Annotated in this window: 15 protein-coding genes, 1 rRNA gene and 1 pseudogene; 10 read left to right on the forward strand and 7 right to left on the reverse strand. The window is 35.2% G+C overall.

What is annotated here, in order from left to right; genetic code table 11:
- Positions 1 to 3: 3 nt before the first annotated feature.
- The 5 genes from J2W48_RS22145 to J2W48_RS22165 form a co-directional block, all read right to left on the reverse strand.
- Positions 4 to 801 (reverse strand): SDR family oxidoreductase, encoded by a 798-nt coding sequence (locus J2W48_RS22145; RefSeq protein ID WP_310284271.1) that lies wholly within the window; start codon positions 799 to 801, stop codon positions 4 to 6.
- A gap of 16 nt (positions 802 to 817) precedes the next feature.
- The gene (locus J2W48_RS22150; RefSeq protein ID WP_310284272.1) at positions 818 to 1,831 is read right to left on the reverse strand and encodes a zinc-binding alcohol dehydrogenase family protein; all 1,014 of its coding nucleotides are present in this window, start codon (positions 1,829 to 1,831) and stop codon (positions 818 to 820) included.
- 46 nt (positions 1,832 to 1,877) lie between these two features.
- Positions 1,878 to 2,732, reverse strand: coding sequence for a fumarylacetoacetate hydrolase family protein (locus tag J2W48_RS22155; RefSeq protein ID WP_310284273.1), 855 nt, complete (start codon positions 2,730 to 2,732; stop codon positions 1,878 to 1,880).
- A gap of 92 nt (positions 2,733 to 2,824) precedes the next feature.
- Positions 2,825 to 3,589 carry an SDR family NAD(P)-dependent oxidoreductase gene (locus tag J2W48_RS22160; protein ID WP_310284275.1) on the reverse strand — a complete coding sequence of 255 codons (765 nt, stop codon included), beginning with the start codon at positions 3,587 to 3,589 and terminating at the stop codon, positions 2,825 to 2,827.
- A 16-nt stretch (positions 3,590 to 3,605) separates the two neighbouring features.
- Positions 3,606 to 4,832: a glycoside hydrolase family 88/105 protein gene (locus tag J2W48_RS22165; protein WP_310284276.1), complete on the reverse strand. Its 1,227-nt coding sequence runs from the start codon at positions 4,830 to 4,832 to the stop codon at positions 3,606 to 3,608.
- Positions 4,833 to 5,143: 311 nt separating this feature from the next.
- Between J2W48_RS22165 and J2W48_RS22170 the strand changes: the two genes are divergently transcribed.
- The 8 genes from J2W48_RS22170 to J2W48_RS22205 all read left to right on the forward strand — a co-directional run bounded on the left by J2W48_RS22170 (position 5,144) and on the right by J2W48_RS22205 (position 14,134).
- Positions 5,144 to 6,292, forward strand: a complete 1,149-nt coding sequence (locus tag J2W48_RS22170; protein WP_310284278.1) for an ABC transporter substrate-binding protein — start codon at positions 5,144 to 5,146, stop codon at positions 6,290 to 6,292.
- Positions 6,289 to 7,434 (forward strand): CaiB/BaiF CoA transferase family protein, encoded by a 1,146-nt coding sequence (locus J2W48_RS22175; RefSeq protein WP_310284279.1) that lies wholly within the window; start codon positions 6,289 to 6,291, stop codon positions 7,432 to 7,434. The genes J2W48_RS22170 and J2W48_RS22175 overlap by 4 nt, the downstream gene beginning before the upstream one ends.
- Positions 7,431 to 8,573 (forward strand): CaiB/BaiF CoA transferase family protein, encoded by a 1,143-nt coding sequence (locus J2W48_RS22180; RefSeq protein ID WP_310284280.1) that lies wholly within the window; start codon positions 7,431 to 7,433, stop codon positions 8,571 to 8,573. The genes J2W48_RS22175 and J2W48_RS22180 overlap by 4 nt, the downstream gene beginning before the upstream one ends.
- 118 nt (positions 8,574 to 8,691) lie before the next feature.
- Entirely contained in the window at positions 8,692 to 9,915 is a 1,224-nt protein-coding gene (locus J2W48_RS22185; RefSeq protein ID WP_310284282.1) for an ABC transporter substrate-binding protein, read from the forward strand.
- A gap of 2 nt (positions 9,916 to 9,917) precedes the next feature.
- Positions 9,918 to 10,982: a Gfo/Idh/MocA family protein gene (locus J2W48_RS22190; RefSeq protein ID WP_310284284.1), complete on the forward strand. Its 1,065-nt coding sequence runs from the start codon at positions 9,918 to 9,920 to the stop codon at positions 10,980 to 10,982.
- Between the two features lie 159 nt (positions 10,983 to 11,141).
- Positions 11,142 to 11,582 (forward strand): MaoC/PaaZ C-terminal domain-containing protein, encoded by a 441-nt coding sequence (locus J2W48_RS22195; protein ID WP_310284286.1) that lies wholly within the window; start codon positions 11,142 to 11,144, stop codon positions 11,580 to 11,582.
- A gap of 118 nt (positions 11,583 to 11,700) precedes the next feature.
- Positions 11,701 to 13,005: an L-fucose:H+ symporter permease gene (fucP, locus tag J2W48_RS22200; RefSeq protein WP_310284288.1), complete on the forward strand. Its 1,305-nt coding sequence runs from the start codon at positions 11,701 to 11,703 to the stop codon at positions 13,003 to 13,005.
- Positions 13,006 to 13,096: 91 nt separating this feature from the next.
- Complete coding sequence (locus J2W48_RS22205; RefSeq protein WP_310284290.1) at positions 13,097 to 14,134, forward strand: pectinesterase family protein; 1,038 nt, start codon at positions 13,097 to 13,099, stop codon at positions 14,132 to 14,134.
- A 128-nt stretch (positions 14,135 to 14,262) separates the two neighbouring features.
- Here J2W48_RS22205 and J2W48_RS22210 read toward each other — a convergent pair whose 3' ends face one another.
- A complete protein-coding gene (locus tag J2W48_RS22210; RefSeq protein WP_310284293.1) occupies positions 14,263 to 15,033 on the reverse strand; it encodes a response regulator transcription factor in 771 nt (256 codons plus the stop codon).
- 101 nt (positions 15,034 to 15,134) lie between these two features.
- Between J2W48_RS22210 and J2W48_RS22215 the strand changes: the two genes are divergently transcribed.
- Both J2W48_RS22215 and J2W48_RS23230 read left to right on the forward strand, forming a co-directional pair.
- Positions 15,135 to 15,887, forward strand: a complete 753-nt coding sequence (locus J2W48_RS22215; protein ID WP_310284295.1) for a DUF1349 domain-containing protein — start codon at positions 15,135 to 15,137, stop codon at positions 15,885 to 15,887.
- A gap of 460 nt (positions 15,888 to 16,347) precedes the next feature.
- Positions 16,348 to 16,489, forward strand: a pseudogene (locus J2W48_RS23230) (transposase); the annotation flags it as partial.
- Positions 16,490 to 16,561: 72 nt separating this feature from the next.
- Here J2W48_RS23230 and rrf read toward each other — a convergent pair.
- A 5S ribosomal RNA gene (gene rrf, locus J2W48_RS22225) occupies positions 16,562 to 16,652 on the reverse strand; the annotation flags it as partial.

The raw sequence follows: 16,652 nt of genomic DNA on the forward strand, positions 1-16,652 counted from the left end.
AAACTAATTTACATCACTTATTAAAGCACGATCCAAGTGTACATATCCGCCATCCACAAAAACAAATTGTCCTGTTGTATGAGAGGAACGCTCTGAAATAATAAACAAAGTCGTATCTGCAATTTCTTCTGTTTTAGTCATTCTCGATTCAAACGGAATACTTTTATTGATTTTTTTCAAAACAGCTTCTCCGTCCGGTAATGTTTTAATCCAGTCTTCGTAGGCAGGCGTATAGCTTTCTGCAATGATAATCGCATTAGAGCGAATTCCGTACTGAATCAAATCTACTGCCCATTCTCTGGTCAGTCCCAAAACTCCACCTTTTGCTGCAGCATAACCGGAAGTCCCTCCTTGTCCTGTCAAAGCCACTTTAGAACCTATATTTAAAATATTCCCTTTTGATTCTTTTAAATAAGGAAGCGCATATTTAACCAACAAGAAGTAACTTACTACATTTAGTTTTAACGAATCCATAAATTCTTCGTAAGTAGCATCTAAACCTGCACCATCATTAACTCCTACATTATTGATGACAGCATCGATCCTTCCATATTTTTCTACAATTTTAGCAACTGCATTTTCCATCTGAACAGGATCTGTTACATCGGTTTCTACAAACAAAGAGTCGATTCCTCTTTTTTGAAATGCTTCAGCATAACCAAAACCTCTGCTGTTTCTATCTACCAAAACCGGGATAGCGCCTTCATCTGCCAGTCTTTTGATTATGGTTTCTCCAATACTTCCTTCTTTCCCGGCTGAACCGGAAACTACTATTACTTTACCTTTTAATCCTAAATCCATTATATAGTTATTTAGTTTAATTTATTTCTATCAACGCTTTGATCACGTTGTTTTTCGGGTCAATCCAATTTCCGAATTGACTAATCATTTCTGAAAAATCAGCCCGGTGTGTAATGTATTTCTTCGGATCAATTTTTCCTGCTTTCAGACATTCCATCACATATTCAAAATCTTCAATGGTCGCATTTCTGCTGCTCATTAAGGTAGATTCTCTTTTATGAAATTCAGGATGACTGAAACTCAATTCTCCTTTTTGAAGTCCAACCAAAACGAATCTTCCGCCATGCGAAATATAATTAAAAGCACTGTTCATGACTTTTTGATTTCCGGTAGCATCAATCACTACGTTTGCCATATCTCCATTAGTCAGTTCTTTTAGTCTTTCGGCCACATCTTCGTTTAACGGATTTATGGTCGCATCGGCATTTAGTTCATTTTTACAAAAACCTAATCGGTAATCGTTGATATCCATCACGATAACTTTAGCTCCGGCAATTTTCGCAAACTGAATCAATCCAATTCCGATTGGCCCTGCTCCCATTACCAAAACTGTATCAGTTGCTTTTACTCCGGCTCTTCTTACACCATGTGCAGCGATTGCCAACGGTTCAACTAACGCCAGTTCGTCATAATCCAATCCCTGACCGTGTAATAAATATTGCTCCGGAATGGTTACATATTCTGCCATACCACCGTCAATATGAACACCAAATACTTTGATATTGACACAACAATTCGTCAATCCGTTTCTGCAGGCAACACAATTACCGCAATTGAAATAAGGTATAAAAGTTACTTTATCACCCGGTTCAAAACCTTTTGCATTTCCTTTAATATATTCTGCTGCCAATTCATGTCCCAGAATTCTAGGGTATTCAAAATAAGGCTGCGTTCCTCCAAAAGCGTGAATATCAGTTCCGCAGACACCAATTCTTTTAATCTTCAAAAGGACTTCACCTTCTTTTGGTTCTGGCATTGGTTTTTCTTTAATTAGAAACTCCTGCGGTTTTTCACAAATAATATATTTCATTAATTTGAATCTGTTTTTTAGAATTTCTCTTCAAAAATTCCAATAATTATTTACTGTACGCTTTCGCTACTTGTTTGCTTGAACCTAAACCGTCCATTCCTAATTCAATAACATCTCCCGGTTTAATGTAAATTGGATCTGGCTTAATACCTAAACCAACTCCCGGAGGCGTTCCTGTACTGATAATATCACCAGGAAGCAACGTCATAAACTGACTTAGGTAATGCACTAAAAATGGAATTTTGAAAACCAGATTAGAAGTATTACTGTTTTGGAATTTCTTTCCATTAACAGTCAGCCACATCGGAATATTATTAACATCAGCGATTTCATCCTGAGTAGCCAAAAATGGTCCAAGAGGTGCGAAAGTATCACAACCTTTTCCTTTTGCCCATTGTCCGCCCATTTCGATTTGAAAAGCTCTTTCGCTGTAATCGTTTAACAACGCATAACCAGCAACATAATCCAAAGCTTCTGCTTCTTCCACATAACTTGCTTTTTTGCCCACTACAAATGCCAATTCAATTTCCCAATCTGTTTTTTCACTGTTTTTTGGAATAATCAAATCATCATTCGGGCCACATAAAGAAGTAGTCGATTTGAAAAAGATAATTGGTTCTGTTGGAATTGGAGCACCGGTTTCTTTACAATGATCCACATAATTCAATCCAATACAAATTATTTTTGAAGGTCTCGCTACCGGAGAACCCAAACGTACATTTGCATCAACTTCAGGTAAAACAGGATTGCTTTCTAATGCTTTTTTTAATTTTTCCAACCCATTGTCATCAAAAAAAGCTTCATTAAAGTCCGTTACAATCGACGAAACATCATATCTTTTTTCTCCAATTATAACTCCTGGTTTTTCTTGTCCAGCTGCTCCAAAACGTATTAATTTCATTTCTATATTTTTTTTAGTTATTAGGTTGCTAAGGTTTTGAGGTTCTAAGACTAAAAAATCTTAGCAGCTTAGAACCTTAGTCACTTTTTTTATTAATTATTTAATTTTATAAATCCTCCATCAATAGGATAATCACTTCCTGTAATGAATCCTGCTTCGTCACTGCATAAATACAATGCCAGAGTGGCAATTTCATCCGGTTTTCCCATTCGTCCTATTGGCTGTGACTTTGACAGTTTTTCGAAAATTTCAGCTTCTTTACCCGGATAATTTTTATTGATAAATCCGTCTACGAAAGGAGTATGAACCCTTGCCGGTGAAATTGAATTGCATCGAATCCCTTCATCTATGTAATCTCTTGCAACTGATAAAGTCATTGCCATAACAGCTCCTTTAGCTGTAGAGTAAGCAAATCTGTCCTGAATTCCAACCCAGGCAGCAATCGATGCCATGTTTAAAATTACACCGCCATTTGATAATCTTAATTTTGGAATTGCAGCAAACAAACAATTGTAAACACCATTCACATTTACATCCATCACTCTTTGGAAATCGATTTCCAAAGTTGTGCAAACTTTTCCAACATGAGCAATACCGGCATTATTGATTAAAATATGGATATTTCCAATTTTTTCGAATGTTTCAACAACCTCTTTTTGACTCGAAACATTACAGGCATATGAAAATGCTTTTCCACCTGAATTTTTTATTTCATCAACAGCATCTTGTGCACTTTCAATTGTTAAATCAACAATATGAACTTCGGCTCCCTGTTTGGCAAACAAAGTCGCAATTGCTCTTCCTATTCCGCTGCCGCCGCCAGTTATTACTGCTTTTTTATTTTCTAATGAAAACATATATTTAGTTTTTTAATTATCGATTTAATTGTAAAGCCGCCAGAATAAAGGGTCCGGTTACTTTAGGGTCATTATCTTTCCTTCTTTCATTAATATAATATTCATAAGAGCCATCACGATAAGGCTTCCCTCCCAAACCTGCTACCGCACAAGCATTCGTAATTTCAATTTCGCCGTTTGGATATACTTTAACAAACTTTGAAGTGATACCATCAAAAGCCTTTTCAGCAATTTTTTTGAATTTTTTAGGCAAATATCCTTTTTTTGCTCCTTTTGCAAAAGCATAAGCAAACATAGCCGTACCAGAAGTTTCTAAATAATTACCTTCCCGGGTTCCCATATCAGTAACCTGATACCATAATCCTGATGGATCCTGAAATTTAACTAAAGCATTCGAAATATTATTTAAATATAAAATCAATTCTTTTCGTTTTGGATGATTTTTAGGAAAATAATCCAAAACATCTACTAATCCCATCACATACCAGCCCATTGAGCGGGACCAAAAGTTAGGAGAAACTCCTGTTTCTTTGTTTGCCCATGGCATTTCTTTGCTCTCATCCCAGGCATGGTACAATAATCCTGTTTTTTTATCCGTTGCCTTTTCCTGAATCAATTCAAATTCATGAGCGATATCATCCAGTTTAGCACCATTTTCAAACGTAACGGTATATTCTGCATAAAATGGTTCCCCCATATACAAACCATCCAGCCACATTTGGTTGGGATATATTTTTTTGTGCCAAAAACCACCACTTGGCGTACGAGGCTGCTCTTCTAATTGTTTGCGCAAAGTCTGCATGGCAATTAAATACCGTATGTCTTTGGTTTGCTCATAGATGTCAAACAAAATTCGGCCTGTAGGTATATTATCGATATTAAACGACTCAAACTTATAGGTTTTAATATTTCCATCGGCGTCAATCAATTCATCAGCATATTGTTTGGCATAAGCCGTATATTTTTCATTATTTTTTTGCCTGCCTAATTCCTGAAAGGCATAGGTAACCAAACCGTGAACATAACTGATATGTGCCACTTTAGCATCATCAATCATATACGATTGCGGGTGACGCTCCATCAATGTTAAAGCCATTCGTTCTGACCATTTCAGCTGAGTTGAAATTTCCTGTTTTTGGTTAACATAATTATTTTCAACTTTTTGCGAAATACCATTATGTGACACTAACAAAAGTATCAAAATCATCTTAGCAAAAAAATTGGGTTTTAAAACACTATTCATTTATAAGCTGTTTATTCTTTAATTAAATTCTCAAATTTTCATTTAATTCTTTAATAAATGTAAAAATCACAATTACAAAAGTAATTTTAAATATCAATATTTAAAAAAGAACATCCATAAATAAATATACTTTAACAAATTATCACATTTTTCAACCAATTTGTAAAAAACACACAATTAAAGATCTTAATCTTCATAAAAAATGCATTTCTTAACCATAGGCAGGATTGTTCATTCCAATCTTATCTTTACATTTGTAATTGTACTTTTTACATTTATTATTTAGAAATATAATCCATAATTATAAAAAAATGACAAAACTAAAAGGCATAACATGGAACCACACGAGAGGTTTATTGCCAATGGTTGCAACTGCTCAACGTTTTACAGAATTAAATCCGGGAATAGAAATTAGCTGGGAGAAAAGAAGTTTACAGGAATTTGCCGATGCATCGATAGAAGATTTAGCCAAAAGATTTGATTTGCTGGTTATTGATCATCCATGGACAGGATTTGGCGCACAAACTAATGCGATACTTCCATTATCAGATTATCTTTCTTCAGAATATATAAAAGATCAGGAACTCAATACCGTAGGACGTTCATACGGAAGTTACGTTTTTAGTGATAAATTATGGGCATTGCCAATAGACGCTGCGACTCCGGTTGCTGCTGCCCGATTGGATATTTTAGAAAAACAAGGATTAAAAGTTCCTCAGACCTATGATGATTTATTGGCTCTGGCCAAAAAAGGACTGGTAGCTTTTGCAGGAATTCCGGTGGATGTATTGATGAGTTTCTACATGTATTGCTGTAGTTTGGGTGAAGCTCCGTTTAAATCAGAAGAAAAAGTGATTTCTGTGGAAACAGGGAAAAAAGCTTTGCAAATGTTTAGAGAATTGGCTCAATTAATCGATCCGGCAAATTTCAATAGAAATCCAATTCAGGTGTACGAATCGATGGTCAATTCAGATGAAATTGCCTACTGCCCTTTTGCTTACGGTTATTCGAATTATTCGAGAATTGGTTACAGCAAAAATTTGCTTCATTTTTATGATTTGGTAAAATTGAATAATCAACCAATGATTAGTTCACTTGGCGGAACCGGATTAGCGGTTTCATCCTTTAGCCAGCACATTCCGGAAGCTATAAAATATGCTGAATTTACAGGATCATCACAAGTACAGCAAAACATTTTTGTCGATAATGGTGGGCAACCGGGTCATTTGCAAGCTTGGAAAAGTGACCGAATCAACGGAGTAACACACGATTATTTTAAAAATACGTTGCCTACTTTAGAAAGAGCTTTTTTAAGACCAAGATATTCCGGACATATGTATTTTCAGGATCATGCAGGAGATGTAGTTCGTGATTATTTGATGAATGGTGGAAACGAAGAATTGGTTTTGGAAGTAATGAATTCTCTTTATGTTAAGTCTTTAAACTTAAAAACGGCATGAAACCATTAGAAGGATTAATCGTTTTAGAATTCTGCCAGTTTTTGGCGGGACCTTCAGCGGGATTAAAACTGGCCGATTTAGGAGCAAGAGTTATCAAAATTGAGCGTCCTGTAAAAGGCGAAGCCTGTCGCCAGTTAAGCATCAAAGATCTTTTTGTAGATGACAGCAGCTTGCTTTTTCATACCATCAACAGAAATAAAGAATCTTTTACAGCCGATTTAAAAAATCCGGAAGATTTAATTTTAGTAAAAAAACTAATTGCCAAGGCGGATATTATGACTCATAATTTCCGTCCGGGTGTGATGGATAAAATTGGGCTGACTTTTGCTGATGCATTAACTATTAATCCCAAAATAATTTACGGAACTATTACGGGTTACGGAGATAAAGGTCCATGGGCGAATAAACCGGGACAGGATTTATTACTGCAATCGCTTTCCGGATTAAGCTGGTTAAGTGGCCGAAAAAGCCAGGGTCCAGTTCCGTTTGGTTTGGCTGTTGCCGATTTAATGTGCGGGAATCATTTTGTTCAGGGTATTTTAGCAGCTTTACTCAAAAGAGCCAAAACCGGAAAAGGGGTTTTGGTGGAAGTAAGTTTACTGGAATCTATTTTGGATGTTCAGTTCGAAGCGATTACTTCTTACTTAAATGATGGAGGGAATCAGCCTGAACGTGGCGATGTAAAAGGAAGTGCGCATGCTTTTTTGAGCGCACCTTATGGCGTGTATCAAACTCAGGATGGTTATATTTCATTGGCAATGGGCGATTTGCTTTTTATTGGAAGTGTTTTAGAAATCGATTTCCAAAAATATTCTGACAAACACTTATGGTTTTCTCAAAGAGATGAAATCAGAGAAATATTAAGTGAAAAACTGCTTACTCAAACAGCTGATTATTGGTTGACTTTACTCCAAAAAGAAGGGATTTGGTGTGGAAAAGTCCTCAATTATGAAGAATTAAATAATCAATCTTTTGTAAATGAATTGCAGTTAAAACAAACCGTAAAAAATTCAGCAGGGGAAACATTGGTTAGCACCAGAAGTCCTATTCAATTGGATGGAGAAATTTTGACAAGTTCAAAAGCAGCGCCAAAAGTAGGCGAAGACAATTTACGAATACACGAACAATTTTTAGACACATGAAACCATTAGTAGATTATTTAATAGTAGATTTTAGCCAGTTCCTTTCGGGACCTTCGGCTAGTTTGCGATTGGCGGATTTGGGTGCTCGTGTAATAAAAATTGAGAAACCGGGAACTGGTGATATCTGCAGAACATTATATACTTCTGATTTGATTATGAATGGAGAATCTTCTGTTTTTCATACCATCAACAGAAACAAAGAATCATTCGCCATAGATTTCAAACAACCAGAAGAACTTGAAAAATTAAAAAAACTATTGGCAAAAGCTGATGTTGTCATGCACAATTTCAGACCCGGCGTAATGGAACGAGTAGGTTTGAGTTATGATGAAGTCAAAGAAGTTAATCCCAATATAATCTATGCCGAAATTTCCGGTTACGGGAGCAAATCCGAATTAAAAGATTTACCGGGACAGGATTTATTATTACAATCGATGACTGCCCTAACGTGGTTGAGCGGTAATCAGGAAGATGGCCCGGTTCCAATGGGATTATCGATTGTCGATATGCTCGCTGGAGCGCATTTGGCACAAGGAATTCTGGCAGCTTTGTATAGAAAAGCAACCCATAACATCGGAGCAAAAGTTCAGGTGAGTATGTTGGAATCGGCTTTTGATTTTCAGTTTGAAACCATTACAACTTATTTTAATGATGGAGGTGAATTACCGGTTCGAACAAAATCCAACAATGCACACGCTTATCTGGGTGCGCCTTATGGAATTTACAAAACCAACAATGGTTATTTAGCTTTAGCAATGGGATCGATTCCGGTTTTGGCTTCGCTTTTAAAATGTGATGAATTATTGCAATTTCCAGAGAATAAATTTAGTTTAAGAGATGAAATCAAAAATATTCTGGCGACACATTTACAAACTCAGGAAACCCAATTTTGGCTGGACATTTTAGAACCCGCTGATATTTGGTGTGCCAAAGTATTAAACTACAAACAGCTTTTTGCCGAAGAAGGATTTCAGGTTTTGAATTTCGTACAGCGAGTTGAAATGCTGGACAGTTATACCTATAAAACAACCCGATGCCCAATTAAGATTGACGGGGAATATTTTACATCAACTAAAGGTTCTCCAAAATTAGGACAGGATAATGAGCGAATTATGAATGAATTTTCAATAAATTTTTAAAAGGATTCCAAGTCCTGCAAGGTTTTTTTTCAAACCTTGTAGGTATTTAAGTTATAAACATAAGACCTACAAGGTCAAAAAAATACCTTGTAGGAAAAATAATAGAAACAAATTAGTAATGGGAAAATTAAGAATCGCTGTTAGAAAATTCGATCCTTTTGAAACTACACTTCAAAAGCTATGGGAATTGTTTTGCCTGAAAAATAATATTCAGGTCGAAGCTGAAATGATTCCATTGGAATTGCACGATTTGTATGAAGAAACCATTACCAACAAAGGTTTAATAAACGGAAACTGGGACATCGCGCACATCAATACCGATTGGATTTTTGATGCTGCAAATGAAAAAGCAGTTCTGGATTTAAACCCATTGATTGCCGAAAATCGACCACAAAATTATCCTGAAGGATGGCATCCCTCTTTATTACATTTACAACAAATAAATAACGGCACCTACGGATTGCCTTTTCACGACGGCCCGGAATGTTTGATTTACAGAAAGGATTTATTTGAAAAATCAGAAGAAAAAGAAAACTTCAAAAAACAATTTGGCTACGAATTAAATCCTCCAAAAACATGGGAACAATTCACCCAGATAGCCGAATTTTTTAATAGACCTGAAGAGAATCTTTACGGCTGTGTTTTTGCGAATTATCCTGACGGACACAATATGGTTTTTGATTTCTGCCTGCAATTATGGACACGAGGCGGTTCTTTATTGAATACTCAAAATCAAATCGATATCAATCATACAGCATCCATTGAAGCTTTGGATTTTTACAGAACCATCGTGAACAATAAAAATGTTGCTCATCCAAAATCGAAAGAATTTGGTTCGGTTGAAGCAGGAATGGCTTTCGCCGAAGGTCAGGCAGCAATGGCCATCAATTGGTTTGGATTTGCCTCGATGTGTGAAGTTATTGAAGGATCAAAAGTAAAAGGCAAAGTAGATATTGCGGAACTTCCATCAGATGAAAATCATAAAACGGCTTCACTTAATGTGTATTGGCTGTACACGATTGGTACAGGAAGCAAACATGAAAAACTGGCTTACGATTTTCTGCGATTTGCCACGACACCTGAAAGCGATAAATTGCTGACCAATGAAGGTGGAATTGGCTGTCGAAAATCAACCTGGAATGATCCTGAAATTAATAAAACGATTCCCTTTTACCACAAACTAGAAATGCTTCACGAAAATGCTTTGACTTTACCACAAACTCCGGTTTGGCCAAAAGTAGCGGAGTTGATCGACATGATGGTTTTAAAAGCGATAGAAAGCGACATTCCATCCGAAAAATTATTAGAAGAAACACAGAATACTATTTTGCAAATTATATAGTTATGAATATTCCATACAAACCCTTATTACCCGAAACCCAACAGCCTATTATCATTATTGGGGCAAGCGGTATTGTAAAAGATGCCCATTTACCTGCTTATGAAATGGCCGGTTTTACTGTTTTTGGGATTACCAACAGAACGATTTCCAAAGCACACGATTTGGCGAAGCAGTTTAAAATACAACATGTTTTTGAAAACGTTGCCGAAGCTGTAAAAAACGCTCCATCAAATGCGGTTTATGACATTACCGTCCTACCCAATCAATATATCGAAATTCTGGAGCAATTGCCAAATGGAGCAGCTGTGTTGATTCAAAAACCAATGGGTAATGATTTGGGGCAAGCTCGCAAAATTGTCGCAGTTTGTGAAAGAAAAAAATTAGTCGCTGCCATTAATTTTCAATTGCGTTTTGCATCTTTTGTTAGTGCTGCGAGGCATCTTATTACTGAAGGAATTATTGGTGATTTGTATGATTTAGAATTTAAAGTTACCGTAAATACACCCTGGGAATTGTTTCCTTTAATTAAGGAACATCCAAGATTGGAGATTCTTTTTCACAGCGTACATTATATTGATTGCATTCGTTCTTTTTTAGGAAATCCAAAAGGAGTTTATGCCAAAACAACCAATCATCCTTTGAAGAAATTATCGTCTTGTCGTTCTTCGATTATTTTGGATTATGGAGATTCGATGAGAGTTGTTATTAACACGAATCACGACCATCATTTTGGATCAAAACATGAAGAAAGTTACATCAAATGGGAAGGAACAAAAGGAGCGATTAAGGCTAAAATGGGCTTATTGATGAATTATCCTGATGGAATGCCCGATGAATTTGATGTGGCAATTGAGAAAGAGGGGAAATATGAATGGGAAAAAATTGAATTGGAAGGTTCCTGGTTTCCGGAAGCTTTTATTGGAACTATGTCAAATTTAATGCGTTTTAAAGAAGGATCCGATTCAAAATTATTAGCAAGCGTTCAGGATGTTCTGGATACCATGAAAGTGGTAGAAGCTTGTTACATCAGTAATAAAAACGGAGGAGTTTCATTAAACGAATTATAATTTTACCATATAAGTTATATAAGTTCATTTAACTCAATTTGAGTAGAAAAAAATAAATCATATAAAAAATAAACCATAAAATTTAAATAAGTTCTTTTTGCTTCACGCAAAGTAATTAAATTAACTTATATAACTTATATGGTGAAAAACAAAAAAACTATGTATTTCAAATCCACATTTTTTGAAGATTATCAACTTAATGATAAAAGAGTTACATTAGGCAGAACAATTACCGAAACCGATTTTGTAGTTCATGCTGGGCACACAGGCGATTTTTTTCCACATCACATGGATGAGGAATGGTGCAAGACACAGCCTTTCGGACAGCGAATTGCCCACGGAACAATGGTTTTTAGCATTGGCATTGGCCTGACTGCATCTGAAATAAATCCGGAAGCTTTCTCGAAAGGCTATGACCGAATGCGTTTTGTAAAACCGGTTCACATTGGTGATACCATCCATTCTGAAATTACGATTTCTGAAAAAGGGGAAGCAAAAAAACCAGATATGGGAACTGTGACTGAACACGTAGAAATCATCAACCAAAGAGGTGAAGTCGTATTGGTGTGCGACCATCTATTATTAATAAAAAAGAAATAATTTTTTTTGGGTTCAAAGAGACAAGGTTTTCTTTACTTTGAATCTGAAATATAAAATCTTTGCAACTTTGGCCTTTGAGCCTTAAACCTAAAACCTTAAAACTTTAAAAAAACTAACTATGCAAGTAACAAACCAAACCGGTGATCAACACGAAGTGCCAACAGAAGGTGGAAAAGGAAATAAATATCTTTTGCCTTTTATTTTAATTACCAGCTTATTTTTCCTTTGGGGAATGGCGCATAATCTGGATTCTATTTTAATTCCTCACTTGAAAAAGGCCTGTGAATTGAATAATAGTCAATCTACCTTAATTGATACCGCAGTGTTTTTTGCTTATTTTATTATGGCAATTCCAGCCGGAATGCTAATCAAAAGATTTGGTTATAAAAACAGTATTATTATAGGATTATTGGTTTTTGCTGCAGGAGCTTTTCTATTTGTACCTGCCGCCAACACCAGAACTTACGAATTATTTCTATTTGCTTTATTTATAATTGGCTGTGGTTTAACAATTTTAGAAACAAGTGCCAATCCGTATGCAGCCATTTTAGGCCCCCCGGAATCTTCATCAAAAAGATTGAATTTAGCTGCATCATTTAATGGATTAGCAGCAATGATTGCCCCAATTGTAGGTTCATTGTTTATACTTTCAGGAACAAACCACACGCCAGAACAAATGGCTGCAATGCCTGAAGCGACCAAAGCAGCTTATTTATTAGAAGAAGCATCAGCCGTAAAATTGCCTTATATCATCTTAGGAAGCGTATTGGTTTTGGTGGCCATTTTATTCTATTTTATGCATTTGCCTTCCATGAAACCGAAGGAAACTGAAACAGAAATCAAGCCTGGTTTTTTCTCTGTCTTGAAGTTTTCTCACTTAAGCTGGGCTGTTGTAGCGCAATTTTTTTATGTAGGCGCTCAGGTTTGTATTACGAGTTTTTTTATTCGAATTGCCCAACAAGGAGCTGGATTAGATGAAAAAACAGCTGGATATTACCTTGGTATTTATGGCTTCTTGTTTATGGCAGGAAGATTCATTGGAACCTTCTTTTTAAAATTTGTTAAAGATTATATTTTACTTTCTATCTATTGTGTCATTAGTATTTTACTTTGCTTAGTCGCCATTTACGGAACTGGCATCTATGTAATTTATGCTCTTGGCGGAATCGGATTCTTTATGTCTATTATGTTTCCAACTATTTTCTCTTTGGGATTGGTGGGTTTAAAATCGAATACGGAAACAGGTTCATCCTGGTTGGTAATGGCTATTGTTGGTGGTGCTATACTTCCTTATGGAATGGGAACATTAATCGACATGAAACATGACGATATTCAGGCTGGCTATATTATTCCTTTAGTATGCTTTGTTATTATTCTTTATTTCGGAGTATTTGGTCATAAAGTAAAAAATAGTATTTCTTAGCTAAACTTCAATTATTTTTATAAATTTCCAAGGTATATAATTTTATTCCTTGGAAATTTTATTTACCCCCTTTATCATATTTATATACCACATGAAAAAAACTTTACTTCCTTTTTATTTCTTGCTGTTTATTTTCAGCTCGTCACTATTTGCTCAAAAAGACAAAACTAGTTATGATATTGTCGTTGCAGCTGATGGAAGCGGCAACTATACTAAAGTTCAGGACGCATTTAATGCTGTTCCGGACAACAGTTCAAAACGTACGGTAATTTTTGTGAAACCCGGCGTTTATAAAGAAAAATTAAAATTAGTTGCCTCCAAAAAAAATGTAACCTTAATTGGGGAATCTTATAAAAATACGATTCTTACCTATGATGATTATGCTGAAATTGCTGGCGGCACCAGTAAATCATTCAGCACCTTAATTGAGGCTAATGACTTCTTTGCAGAAAACATCACTTTTGAAAACACTATTAGTAGTGAGTTACCCCAGTATAAAAAAGGCGGTCAGGCTGTAGCTCTGATGGTAAATGGCGACAGAGTCATTTTTCATAAGTGTAAAATGAGCGGATTTCAGGATACATTTTACCTTAAAGCCAACAAAAGAACTTATATAAAGGATTGTATCATTGACGGAACAACAGATTTTATTTTTGGAGCAGGAATTGCTTTGTTCGAAAATTGCTTTATTCAGTGCAGAAAAGACTCCTACATTACCGCAGCCAATCACGAAGTTGGAAAAAGCAAATATGGTTTTGTATTTAAAGACTGTGTTATAATGAAATATCCAAAAACAGCTGTTTCAAAAGTTTCGTTGGGAAGACCTTGGGGTGCAGGAGCAAATACTGTTTTTATTAATTCTTATCAAGAATCACATATTATTCCTGAAGGTTGGTCCATATGGTCAAAAGATCCTGAAAACAAAGCGTATGACAATTGGAAAACCACATATTATGCAGAATATAATTGTTATGGTCCGGGATCAAATTCAGGTAATCGAATATCATGGTCACACCAGCTTAATAAAACGGAAGCTGCAGAATACACAAAAGAAAAAATATTTGCCGCCAACACAACAACAGCAAATGATCTCGAAGGAGAGTGGAATCCAATAATTGAAAAAAAATAAATGTAGATCTATATTGCCTTCAAAAAAAGCCAAAAATGCTGATTCTGTTTTTGAAAGAGGATATTAACTTATATAGCAAAAAACATAAAACCTTTAATAATGTTCAAAGGGTTTTATGTTTTCTAAACTTATGTACTTATCAGTCCCATAACAAAAGCTGTTCTTAATGCTTCTGTAGTATTTGCTACCTGCATTTTGTGAATTATATTCTGCCTGTGGCGACGAACAGTATAGACAGAAATATTTAAAAGATTGGCGATTTGATCACTATTATTCCCCTGTGCAACAAGTGTCAAAATTTCTAATTCTCTTTTAGAAAGTAAAGTATCTGCATAAGGCTTATATTTTTCAGAGCTTATGGTTTCTCCTGTCTGAATATTTACAATCTTACCCGAAATTCCGGTCCGAAATTCCGAATTAGTTGATGGTGCATACAAACATAACGCAAGCAAAATACTTCCACTAGCTGATTTTTTAAGATACATCGTCCGATGATTAATATAATTCAGCTTTTCCTGATCAGAAGTACGCAAACGGCTAAAAGTACTGTAATTTCGATATTCCTCATCAGGCAAATTTTTAAGATATTGAAAAAAATGAAGTTCTAATGCATGACGTTCGATTACATCATCTGAATGTAATTTATTAAATATACAATCTTCAAAAGCCGAATCGATAAACAAATCGGCTGAAGGAAGTCCAAAGAATTTTCGAAAATTTCCTGCATAAATATAACTGCAGTCAGCCTGAAAATCTGAAAGTACTGCTACACATTGTTCTATAGAAACATATGCAGCAGCCAACTTTTTATAATCTTCTATATCGAGTGTTTCCCCTTCCAAAAATGTTTGCCTTAATAATGTAGAAGCTAACTGATCTTCGATAGACACATTTGTCATAGCAATTTATAAATTGGTTAATTTTACGTATTGTGATTTTTAGAAACCATAAGTAAATTTGAAAACTAAGTTATACTATTTATATATCTAACAAAACATTTATGAAAACTAAATCCCTTATTTACTTCAGTCTTTTAGAAATTATTTTGCTTTCAGGTTGTAACAACATTTCTAAAGAAAATAAAATAACAGAAAACACTGCTGCTAAATCAAAAGATTCAGCAATTGTTAATGGAATCCCATGCGATATAAAGCTAAAGGGAATTCATTTTTCTAAATCAATTAATGGTGCCGATACGCTGGCAAAAGTAGATGCAAAAGAAAATATCATATTCCATGTAGGCGAGAAAAAAGACTATTTCTCGGATCCAAATAATAAATTATCAAATACTTCTGCTCCTATCCTTCTATCTAAAGTTGATAATACAAAACCTTTTACACTTACAGCAAAAGTAAAACCTGAGTTTACCAAAAATGGTTTGTACAACGCCGGGGTTTTGTATATATACGTTAATGACAATTTTTATCAGAAATTTTGTTTTGAACAAGATGAACGTGGTAAACATAGAATTGTGACAGTTCGTACCATAGGAACTTCAGACGATAACAATCATGATGTTGTTGAAGTAAGCAGTGTTTACATGAAAATCTCATCAGATACAGAAACTGTTGCTAGCTATTATTCACTTGACAATAAAAACTGGCAGATGGTTCGTTTATACAAAAACAATTATCCTGCAGAAATTTGGATGGGAATCAGTGCGCAATGTCCAGTTGACAAGGGAACAACAAGCTCTTTTGAAAATATTAGATTAGAACAAAAAAGCGTAAAAGATTTTCGCTTAGGAATCTGACAATATTAAAACATACAAACCCGAGAGCGAATCTATAAATGATTCGCTTTTTTATCATGTAAAAAAAGCTAAATCACTAGTATGAATCCTTTTGATATTTTCATTTGTTTTTGAGCTTCACTATACTTTAAATTTTGGCGTTTCCCTGTGGATCGGGCTGTACGCTGTATCTTTTGCGGAAGATATTTATTTGATAAAAGAAAAAACGTTTTCCGCAAAAGGATGCCGCTTCCATCCCTAACGCATCGAAGTAAATTAGGCGATTAGGTTTCAGTATAAAGTCACAATATTAATTCAGGAATATAAAAAGCGTAATTCCTGTTTTGAGGAATTACGCTTTTTATTGTAGTCAGAGTAGGACTTGAATCTGCACGAACATTGCTATTCACTGGGTTTTCGTGTTGAATCAGGTTTTAAAAACTTTAATATTTTACTCAATACCATAACTTTTAATTACCAGTCAATCTTAAACTATTTTGATAAACAGAAGTACAAATGCTTCGGCAGAATCCTTTAATGCTAAAATAAAAGCATTTAGAAGCCAATTTAGAGGAGTAAGAAATATAGACTTCTTCTTATTTAGATTATCGAATCTTTTTGCACCTGATCCTGAATCAAGTGGCAGATTTTGTAAAACAAAAAACCCCTCATCGATTGATGAAGGGTTTTTAAAAGAAAGGCGACGACATACTCTCCCACATAACTGCAGTACCATCTGCGCAGGCGGGCTTAACTACTCTGTTCGGGATGGGAAGAGGTGAGCCC

Origin of the sequence: Flavobacterium piscis (assembly GCF_031457575.1) — a bacterium.
Classification (GTDB): Bacteria; Bacteroidota; Bacteroidia; order Flavobacteriales; family Flavobacteriaceae; genus Flavobacterium; species Flavobacterium piscis_A.